Annotated in this window: 7 protein-coding genes; 1 reads left to right on the top strand and 6 read right to left on the bottom strand. The window is 41.6% G+C overall.

Features of this window, described 5'->3' with window-relative positions:
• The 5 genes from VB732_RS20685 to VB732_RS20665 all read right to left on the bottom strand — a co-directional run.
• Positions 1-1,421, bottom strand: a 1,421-nt coding sequence (locus VB732_RS20685) for a calcium-binding protein (RefSeq protein WP_323232783.1), incomplete at its 3' end; no start/stop codon positions are given.
• Between the two features lie 766 nt (positions 1,422-2,187).
• Positions 2,188-2,955: a hypothetical protein gene (locus tag VB732_RS20680; RefSeq protein WP_323232782.1), complete on the bottom strand. Its 768-nt coding sequence runs from the start codon at positions 2,953-2,955 to the stop codon at positions 2,188-2,190.
• Positions 2,956-3,708: 753 nt separating this feature from the next.
• Positions 3,709-6,453, bottom strand: coding sequence for a GAF domain-containing protein (locus tag VB732_RS20675; RefSeq protein WP_323232781.1), 2,745 nt, complete (start codon positions 6,451-6,453; stop codon positions 3,709-3,711).
• Positions 6,454-7,509: 1,056 nt separating this feature from the next.
• Positions 7,510-7,980 carry an N-glycosidase gene (locus VB732_RS20670; RefSeq protein WP_323232780.1) on the bottom strand — a complete coding sequence of 157 codons (471 nt, stop codon included), beginning with the start codon at positions 7,978-7,980 and terminating at the stop codon, positions 7,510-7,512.
• A 176-nt stretch (positions 7,981-8,156) separates the two neighbouring features.
• Complete coding sequence (locus VB732_RS20665) at positions 8,157-8,402, bottom strand: hypothetical protein (protein ID WP_323232779.1); 246 nt, start codon at positions 8,400-8,402, stop codon at positions 8,157-8,159.
• A gap of 142 nt (positions 8,403-8,544) precedes the next feature.
• Between VB732_RS20665 and VB732_RS20660 the strand changes: the two genes are divergently transcribed.
• Positions 8,545-9,108, top strand: a complete 564-nt coding sequence (locus VB732_RS20660; protein WP_323232778.1) for a Uma2 family endonuclease — start codon at positions 8,545-8,547, stop codon at positions 9,106-9,108.
• A 260-nt stretch (positions 9,109-9,368) separates the two neighbouring features.
• Here VB732_RS20660 and VB732_RS20655 read toward each other — a convergent pair whose 3' ends face one another.
• A complete protein-coding gene (locus tag VB732_RS20655) occupies positions 9,369-10,982 on the bottom strand; it encodes an iron uptake porin (protein ID WP_323232777.1) in 1,614 nt (537 codons plus the stop codon).
• Positions 10,983-11,213: the final 231 nt, after the last annotated feature.

Raw genomic sequence — 11,213 nt, 5'->3', positions numbered from 1 at the left:
CCCCCAGAGAGGAGGTTATCACCTGTTGAACCGTCAGCCCTCAATGTATCGTCACCCGCGCCTCCCTTGAGGGTGTTATTGCCAAATGAGCGAGAGTCATCGCTGCTGAAGGAGTCGTAGCCGATAATCAACCCTCTGCCAGAGATATCAAGATAATCATTACCATCGCCCCCAGAGAGCAGGTTATTGCCTGTTGAACCGCTAGCCCTCAATGTATCGTCACCTGTGCCTCCGTTGAGGGTATTATTGCCTGTTGAGCGAGAGTCAGTGGGATGAAAGGTAAGGATGCCGCCAGAGATGTTAAGATAATCATTACCATCGCCCCCAGAGAGCAGGTTATTGCCTGTTGAACCGCTAGCCCTCAATGTATCGTCACCTGTGCCTCCCTGGAGGGTATTATTGCCTGATGAGCGAGAGTCGGATTCGGCACGGGAATTATCGTACCTGCCAGAGATGTCAAGATAATCATTACCATCGCCCCCAGAAAGGAGGTTATCGCCTTTTGAACCACTAGCATCTAAAGTATCGTTACCCGCGCCTCCGTTGAGGGTATTCTTGCCTGTTGAGCGAGAGTCGGATGCAGCAATGTAAAACCTGTAGCTGCCAGAGATGTCAAGAGAATCATTGCCATCGCCACCAGAGAGGAGGTTATCGCCTGTTGAACCACTAGCATCTAACGTATCGTCACCCGCGCCTCCGTTGAGGGTATTCTTGCCTAAAGAGCGGGAGTTGCTGCTGTCGCCAGGAGGGAAGTCCTCATAGCCAGAGATGTCAAGATAATCATTGCCATCGCCCCCAGAGAGGAGGTTATTGCCCGCACCACCCCGCAGCAAGTCATTGCCACTTTTGCCGTCAATGATGTCATCTCCTCCCTGACCATTGATAACATCATCTGAGTTATCAAAACCGCTAACGTTATTGTTCAGGTCGTTAAGGAAGGTAACTGTATTTTTGTTGAAGATAGTGCTTTGGGTAGAATCAGCATTGAAGACATCAAAGCTGTCTGTAGTGCTAGTTTGTCCATAAAACACGATATTGCCTAAGTTTACAGTGGCTCCTGTAGATGTACTGAGGTTATCAAGGTTGGACAGGGCAAAGTTTTGTAAAGTGACTTTAGTATCGAAATTATTTTGAAAGGTGATTTCCAGATTGCTGCCATTCTGGGTAAGCAGTAGATTTCGAGCAGTCAAGCCATTACCTTGGAATATTAAGGTATCCACTTCGGCAATGACTCCTGCTGTCGGATTTGTTCCTTGACCTATGCCACCAAAATCTGTAATAATCGCGCCCGGCGGGATTACGTAATCATACGTCCCGGGACTGATATTGTAAATATCGTTGCCACCTCCACCAGTTAAGGTGTCGTAGTATTGACCGACTAGGGTATCATTCCCGTTGGTTCCAACAATGATGTTTGCCATGACTTTTACCTACCTAAATTGATTTTTTCAGTAACTTCAGTTCTCAAGCTGCTGCTTGTGGGGTTTCAGGGCACAAAAGTTCACCAAGACTTGAGGTTTTCGATAGTCTTGAGGAACAGCAATATTTCTCAAAGATTTACCCATAGGATGGGATTATACGTAACAATTATCTAACTTAGAGACTAGAAAAAAGCCGTGAAAGCTTGATTGTACGTAGGGATAATTCATGAATCGACCCTGTATGCGTTGATGCGTAAGTCCTATAACTATCTCAAACTATCTAAGCCTTAAGCACTATACAAATTAATCAAGCTGTGAATCCTAGATAATTGTTCAGTAGAAATCAGTGAACATTATCAAAAAATCAAGCTTGAGTCCCTAAAAACCACCTTTTATATTTGTTTTTTTGCCAGTGCCTAAGTCCTACTAGCTTCAATCTAGAAAACAGTTAATTTTTGATCAAAAAAAATGTTTTTATACCTTGTTTCTGGGTTATTCTCCCTAAGTATTGAGCTTGAATATATACAACATCTCAATTGCCTCAAAATAACTACATACTCGATATCTTACTTAAATACCTATGCTTAAATAACTATCTTTGCATACTCTTCACATTATTTGCTGATAAATGTATACACAGATACTGAGCTTTATGTATTCTTCATACTCTTCTAGTTTCTAAGTAACAAGAAAGCAGAAAACAATAAAAGAAGTTTGAAGGAGCAATGTAAAATAGATATTTACCTTTTTACTCTTTACAGATTGCTCAAAAAAACAATTTGAATCGGGTTAACTGATTTTGAATTGTTCCTGTGAGGATTTTGCTTAGTTCTGTGGTGTCTTGAAATTGCAAAATTTGCTGTGTGGGTAAGTCGAAGGGAAATTGTCCTTCAATGTCTGAACGCTGCATTTGCGCTAGTAGAATCTGTTCAGTTCGCTTACTTTGGATGGCATAGCCAACCTCAATACAGACATTGGGGCTAGGAATTAATTGGGGGGTTTCTTTACCGTCAATACTAGTGATGGGGGTAGTGTCAGCGATAAATAACAGACTCTTACGAATTTTTCGCATAATTGTGCGGTTAATCCGTATCGCACCACTGGGGCGAGAGGATTCTACTAATGTTAGAGGAAAGCGCGATCGCTTGTTTAAATCTTCCAGACTTTTTCGCAGTTCTTCTCTTAAAGCATTCGTCGCGCCGACATACTCGGTTTGATAGGAGAAAAAAATCGTTGGTTCTAACTGAGCTAACAGTGCTTGCTTGGTAAAATAAATTTCATGACTAATTAAGTCAATGTTGGCAACACAATAGCCACCACTTCCTTCAATATAAAATTCAATATTTTCCCCTTCCAAATAGCGCCCAAACCAAGTTGATTTCTTAACTTCGTCGCTTTCTTCCAAAAAGTCTGCTCGCAATGCCGATCTCAGCAGGCTTTTTTTGCTTAAGCGAATGTCTGGCGGACGCTTTTCTAGTTCTGGAATCGGCTCGTAATCTTGTAGATACCACGCTCTGAGCGCAATAATTGACATAAGGCGCTATTTAAACTATTTTCACTATTTAACTTAGTATAATCTTACACTAAGAGAAGTACATATTTGATACTTCTCTTTAAACGCAACAACACCCAGACTTCTACTCGCTGAACTATCTTCTCTTATTGTTTATCAGATACAGGGATGTACTAACTTTCCTAACTTGTTTACACAAGTCATGAAAACCAGTTACAGCGCCCCCTAATCTTCCACACTTGAGGAAATAGCAGTTTTCGCGTTGGGTGTTGCTGTGTTTTGACGAGACAGATTTAAGTTAAACAGCGTTTTTTACCTCTTACTACGATTCCAAATGCAGCTGTTATATCTGCCAGGGAAGCTTATTTCTTAGCTTCTATTATTAAATTACCACTCATGAATGGTATGGACTTTTTTTGCAATGAAACTTTACTTTCAAAGTATTTGTAGTCAAAGTAAATATATTGCAGTAATGGGATATTTCTTAAATTTCTGCATCAGTATATTTTTAATAAAATATCATCAATCTTTTGGTTGAAGAAGAATTCAGCTATTCTGAATGGGCTAAACTTTAGCTATCCGCTAACAGGATTCAGACCGCGCAGAAATTGTTGCACCACCAAATTGAAAATTTGGTGGGGGTCTTCAACCCGATTATTCATCCGCCAGTCATACAGAACGCCCAACAGAATTCTGGCTCCTGACTCCTGAATTCTGTTGGATAAATAATTGATAATTAAAATTTTAAGTTTTGATAATATCCTGAAAATGCCTTTAGTCGGCTATTCTAGCTGGAGGCTTAACAGGAATTTCAATCCAGAATTCTGTACCTTTGCCAGATTCTGAAATGCATTCCATGATTCCACCATGTTTTTCGACAATAATCTGATAGCTGATAGCTAATCCAAGCCCTGTGCCCCTACCCACAGGCTTGGTAGTATAAAACGGGTCAAAAATTCGCTTTTTTACCTCTGGAGGCATTCCAGGGCCATTGTCACGAATACGAATCAAAAGACGAGAGTTATCTGCTGAGATTCTAGTGGAAATGTAGATACTAGGCATTGGCAATGACTGATTCTCCTTGTCCCCATTCCCCATTCCCCATTCCCTATTCCCCATTTCTAGAGCATCTATGGCGTTGCTGAAAATATTCATGAATACCTGATTCATTTGACCGGCATAGCATTCTACCAATGGGATATTGCCATAGTCTTTGATTACTTGAATAGCTGGAAATCCGTTATTTGCTTTCAGTTGATGTTGTAAAATTAGTAAAGTGTTATCAATGCCTTCGTGCAAGTCAACGCGCTTGTTATCAGCCTCATCCAAGCGAGAAAAATTTCGTAATGACAACACTATTGAGCGGATGCGATCGCTTCCTACCTGCATTGAGGTAATTATTTTTGGCAGGTCTTCTACCAAAAATTCAAAATCGATTGAAGCGATCGCAGCGCTAATTTCACTATGAGGATTTGGATAGTGTAGCTGGTAGAGGCGTAAAATTTCTAGTAGTTGTTCGATGTAGTCACTGGCGTGGCAGAGATTACCGTAAATAAAGTTAACGGGGTTATTGATTTCGTGGGCAATACCTGCTACCAACTGTCCTAAGCCAGACATTTTTTCAGTTTGAACCAATCTTGTCTGCGTTTCTTGGAGTTCATGTAGAGTATGCCCTAACTGTCCAGCTTTATTTCTGGCTTCAGTTTCGGCATTACAGGTTTGTTCGTAGAGTTGTGCTTGTTGAATAGCGATCGCAGCCTGATCTCCTAGCTGTTGTAATAAATCAATTTCTGCATCCTGCCAATCTCTGGGAGCATTACATTCATGGGCGATTAGTAAGCCCCATAATTCCATACCTATATTAATCGGAACTATTAAGTTTGCTTGAACTTGCAGATTTCGCAAAAACTCTCGATGACAATCACTTAAAGAATCGGTTGAAACATTGTTAATTGCTCGTACCCTACCCTGAGAGTATAAATTTGTATGCTCATCAGGAAAGCATTCCAATGGTGCGTTAACTCCCAAAACTGACTGCCAATTGCCATTAATCTCTTCTACAATCACCGATTTACTGTTCAGTTGGAAAATCACCACCCGATCAGAATTTAGCAGTGAGCGAACTTCCCGGACGATAGTTTGCAGAGTTGTCTGCAAGTCCAATGTACTGCGGATTTGCTCTGTGATTTGCTTAATTACCTTGGTGATTAGTAATGATTTTTCTAGTTCAGCAGTTTGTTCTTGCACGCGCACTTCTAGGTTGGAATTTAAAGCTTGTACTTCTTTATATATTTGCTGCTGCTGAATTGCCATTGAAAAATGATCGTACAAGGCTTGCGCCAACATCATGTCTTCCGGTTTCCACTCAGGCGCTTGCCCCTTTTTTTGCTCTCGCCAAACCTCAAAGGAAAGCTGGGGTAACAATTGTCGCCGATTGCGATCGCATTTTCCCGCCCACAATATCTCGGTTTCAAATTCAGCACGAAAAATGCTTAATACACCAATAAATTTTTCCCGGTAATGTAGGGGAATCACCATTAGTCCACGAATTTGGGTAGAACGGAACGCTAAAGCCAAAACTCGTAAATGCGGTTCTTTGTAGAGATCGGTAGTAGCCCAAATATGACCTGGTTTACACTCAGCCATCCAGTTTTGCCATGTAGGATGCTGTTCAATAATGCTGTTATCTAATTCGTAAGGTAATGTGGGTTGATCGCCCCAGATGTATGTTTCTCGACTCTCTTCAATGTAAAGCCTGCCACCTACTCCACTGAATGCGGTAATAACTTCTTGAACAGCTCCCTGTAATTGGATTGTTGGTAGTTTATGCAATAGTGTGGTGACTCGGTTAACGGTGGCTTCTCGTTTCTGATGGTTAAGGGCTTCGGTGAGGAGATTACTTTGAGCGATCGCGATCGCAACCTGATCGGCAACTTGCTGCAATACTTTTAATTCCCGCTTCAAAATCTTTCGCGGTTCACTGTGGTGAGATACCAATAATCCCCATAATTTTGGCTTTGCCGATTGTTCTTGGGGATCGCAATCCAAAATTGGCACTACTAAAGAAGATTGCACCCCCATTGCTTTTAAGTATTGAATATGACACGGGTCTACTTGCCGATAGTAAATATTAGTTCGTAGGCGTTTGCCAGTTTCTGTTGATTGTAGAGGTGATAGCCCGATCTTCTCGTTTGCTACATCGACAATCGAACGTAGCCCCGCTAGCAGAAACATCTCTCTAGCCGCTTCGGGAATATCATGAACTGGGAAGCGCAACCCCAACAAGGATGGTAGACGCTGTTCATGAATAGATTCAGCAATGACTTCACCACTACCATCAGCATCAAACCGATACACCTTGACTCGATCTGCACGTAAAAATAACCGTACTTCACTAACAGTAGTCGTTAATATATCTTGGAGGTCGAGCGATCGCCGAATCTGTTTGATCATCCGATGCAGTAAGCTTTCTTGGTCTAAGCTTTGCTGTAACCTATCTGGTTTATCGCTAGATGTCATTGGTTATGTACACCACAACTGAAGTATAGTTTTTTTATAATTGTCTCTAATGAAAACTTTCAACTTAACAATGCCTTGATTTTCATTCCATTTCAATAAAATCTTGTAATAAAAGCATTGCCAGGCAGATACATTTGTTACAAGTATTTTTGAAAATAGATTAGAGGATATTTGAAAAGTATTAGATGTTTTGGTTGATTCTCGTAGTCCTAAGAAAGTTCATCTAGGGAGATATCACACCACTTGGTGCATCATTAGGTACTTTGCAAACATTCTCTCAAGTTTAAAGGAAAGAAAAATTTAATCATTTGATCCTAATTGATTTTATATTCTTACTCATTAAATTATGTCAGTACTATTACTTAAATAATACCTTCATCATTATTTTATCATTTAACCATTTTGGCGCCGGAAGATTCTCTAATACTGCACTGCTTTTTTGGATATCTCTTAATATTTGTAAGAGCGATCGCTCTGAGAAGTTACGAAGCCTTAAATCTAGGCTGCTTACTCTCAACAATAGTGGATTTTATCGATAAGAATAATCGCTAATTTGCCAATCTAGCAAGAACATTAAAGGAGCGTGAACCTTGTAAAACAATGGTTTGATATCATGTCCAGTTAAACAATTGTCATTGCGTACCGCCCTTGGCGTTCCCGCAGGGTACGAAGAGAAGCAATCCCAAAATCTTTGCGATTGCTATCTCTACGAGACGCTACGCGAACATTCCGCTTCGTTGCACTCGCAATGACATATTACAAGTAATTTGCTGGACATGATATAAGGTCTAGGAGATTCAAGTTATAGGACTCCTATTTTATTTTTGAACAAGACCCAGTACGGATGTATAACTTCTTTTCTTCCCAATTCCCAATTCCCAATCCACGCAAGTAAATATGGCACGCCACGCTGCGCGAACAGGAATCAAACCGGATTCCTATATAACTCGAAGAAATTGAATTATTGGCAACTTTTTCAAAATTTTTTGACTGGGAAATATTGAAATTCCCCGTCTTATTACTGATTTTATGTTGAATGCAACTATTTGGATTCAATTATTCGTAAATTCCCGTTAAAGATAGTAAATTACGGATTTCTTCACGTACACTCATGAGAGTTTTACCGAGATGATTTTGACCAGCTTTATTAGCACCACAGCCCCAAAAAGAATCGGTTGGGGAGTTTTCGACCAAAAGCTCATCGCCTGTCTTGAGTAAAACTTCTCTAATATCGGCATGAGTGAGAAACTTTTTGAGTACAGCTTCTCGCATAATTTGCGTTTTGACCAAATTCCAGTCTTTACGGAGTTGGCGAGTGCCACATCTTCCCAAAGCGGCAGCTTCTTCTGGGGTGGCGGCGGCATGGATTATAGGTATAATTGCTGCATCTTTGCTGCCAACAAACTTTTGCGCTTGATAATAATGCTCAACCGTTGCCCAGCAAGTGCCCTGAATGTGGATTTCGTGAGGAGAAAAGTTAGAAAAACAGCCATAAGGCTGCCAAACCTTATAAAAGTAAATGGTCATTTGAAAATTGCTCTTTTATATATAGCAATCCTATTTGATTTGTGAGAATTGCAACCTAAAACTGAACTTATCTAAATTTTGCCACTTCATCACAGAAAGCAGTTATTGCAAAGGTCACGTCGCTCCTCTACGATACGCTACGCGATCGCTCCGAATTCAAAATTCAAAATTCAAAATTAAGAATCCCCATAAATAAATTTAGTTGCTCTGCTATAAGGATGCCGTATTTCTCGTGCCGTGCGGCTGGAAATACATTTTTTTCTCCATAAATAGATTAATTTATGCCCCCCGCCCCCTGCCTCCTCCATCGGTAAGGTGAGGTTAGCGTTGTCACGCCAGCGTAACGCTAAATTGTTGCAATCCCAAAAGCCTTGCGATCGCAACTCTAAGAGACGCTGCGCGAACGTTCCACTTTGTTGCACTCGCAATCACATATCACAAGTAATTTGCCGAACATGATATGACTTTGACAGAAAAACTTAATCGGGTAAGCTCCACTGATTGAGCTATCTGTAGAATAACAAATAGAAGCAGTGCAATTTACCCCTCTCAAGGAAACCTTAAATGGTACAGATCCCTGCTAAATCCTTGACTATAGACGAATTCCTAAAGCTGCCAGAGACAGAACCTGCCAGCGAATATATTGATGGGCGTATTATCCAAAAACCGATGCCACAAGGAGAACATAGTGTAATTCAAACTGAATTAGCACCTGCAATCAACTTGGTTGTAAAACCCAAACAGATTGCACGAGCTTTTTGTGAACTTCGCTGTACTTTTGGTGGACGCTCAATCATACCTGATATTTCTGTGTTTTTCTGGGAAAGAATTCCACGCAAGGAAAATGGTGGGGTTGCTAACATCTTTTCAATTGCTCCAGATTGGACAATCGAAATCCTATCTCCTGACCAAAGTCAAACTAAAGTTACCAAAAATATTCTGCATTGTCTCAAACATGGAACTCAGATGGGATGGTTGATAGATCCAGAAGAACAATCTGTTTTTGTTTACCCGCCAGATCAAAGCGCCACTTTTTATGATGAACCAGAAACACGTTTGCCAGTACCAGAATTTGCCAAAGATTTCAATCTTACCGTAGCAGGTCTGTTTGGCTGGTTAACTGAGTGAATTACCCCACCGTAATACGCCAGGGCTTCCCAATTCATCGGGAATAGCCTTTAGGACTTTGTAGTTCTATTGGTCTGACATTCCCTCCAAGTGCAGGAGTCCTGATTCCCAAGACCCAAATCTTTTTCTTGCAACATATACCCGTTAGCTTGGTTTTCGCTTATGGCATTGATGGTCAAGACTTAACTAGATTACCAGAAATCACCCGCTCACAATCCCCGTCCTACGAGTACTTTGAGTGTGGGAATTTCCGCGAGCCGTTAAAAATCGAAGGTTGTACGCAGCACACCCACATACTGCGTATCATTTCTACTATCGTTTTCTGGGTTGAGAATCACCCAAAAACCAGGAGTTACTGAAATATTATCGTTCAGGCGGTAGCGATAGAATGCTTCAATATGGTAAGCGGTGTCTCGGTCTTGACGGACATCACTGTTAGAGACACGCGGCGGTATCCCGAAGAGAATCCCCGGCAGGTTCCCTCTACCGCCCACATCTGGAAACGACACACCAATTGCGCCAAACCAAGCATTGGCATTATCACCATTGTTGACAAAGAGAGAATCGGTTCCACCCCTACCATTAGAAATATCGCTGAAACCAGAGTTCTTCGCATTTGCCCAGACATATCCACCCCAAGAGTGAACCTGGAAATTTGGGGAAAAGCGATAGTATCCCTGCACACCGACAATGCTATTGGAAGTAGCAATATTGTTTCCAAAGGGAGCATTTGACAGGGCGCTGCCTCTGCCGGCATTGATATCTACAGTGCCAGCAGGGTTATAACCATGAGAGTAGGCAACACCAATAGCTCCTTGTTCACCGTAATATGCTAGGTGCGCTAGAGCATTGTAACCGCCATCAAATAATCCATTTTGCGCTGATGGAACATTCGGACTATTAGCTAAATAGCCCAAGGTGAGAATCAAGTTTTTACTGATACTCAAGTTGGCGGCTGCACCACCACCACCCCGCTCGAAGAGAGGGCTGTTTTTACCAAATAGCGAGGGAATCCCGTTACCATCATCGCCGATAGTGGCAGGAGTAATGTTGTTTGTAATATCGTTGTAACCAATACCTGTGGGGCCAACAACGAAGGAAAGGGATTCACCAACGGGGAAGTAATAACGGATGTGGGGAATTATCAGTGTATTGTTGCTGTCATTGTCGAAATTCAGGCGTGTCATTCCAGTGCCTGTAGCTGCGGCAATTTGACTTGTACCATTGGAATTTGCAAAGTTGCCAAACTCCAGCCGGACTCGCAACAAATCTTGGCCAGTGAAGCTACTCTCTAAGTTGAGACGACCCCGATTTGCAAAGAAGAGACGGGAGTCATCGCTTTCTCCACCGACTCTATTACCGAAGGTATCACTAATAGCGGTAATAATTTGAGCATTCAACTTAGTAGTGGTGGAAAATTGCTGCTCCTCCAGCGTTGCTGTATGTGCTTCTAGGGTATCTACCCGGCCACGCAGAGTTGCCAATTCTGCCGCAAACTCTGTCTGCAAATTTTGCAGGACTGTCAAATCTTCTTTCTTGACGAAATCATTAGTACCCACAGCAATTAATTCATTCACCCGATCTAAACAGGCATTTAAACCAGCTGCAAATTCATAACGACTCAAGGCACGATTACCGCGATAGGTTGCATCAGGATAACCTGCAATACAGCCATAGCGTTCGACCAGTGATTGCAGTGCTTGGAATGCCCAATCGCTCGGTTTAATATCAGAAAGTTGGGAAACAGAATTGACTTGTCCCTGCAAATTTCTATCAGCATCTACTGGATTCGAATCTTCTTCTGGAGATGCTGCCCAAGCTGCTGGAACTGCCAACAATAAGATAAAAAAGCTATGAGAAAGAACTTTTATCATTGACTTATTAGTTGGATTATGATTTTGTAACTCAGAGATTACAGCCAAATAAAGGCTTCTGGTTTATAAGAGGATGTTTTAAAATTGCTCTTGTCGGTATCAAGTTTTAGATCCCCCTAAATCCCTCTTAAAAAGGGGGACTTTGATTTCGATTTCCCATTTTTAATGGGGGTTAGGGGGGAGCTAAAAGCGCCTAAAGTCACAGTGAAACACTTTTCAAACAACCTCTAA

Origin of the sequence: Nostoc sp. UHCC 0252 (genome assembly GCF_034931145.1) — a bacterium.
GTDB lineage: Bacteria > Cyanobacteriota > Cyanobacteriia > Cyanobacteriales > Nostocaceae > Nostoc.
Note: the sequence above shows the minus strand (reverse complement) of the source record. Positions and strands in the feature narration are given on the sequence as shown.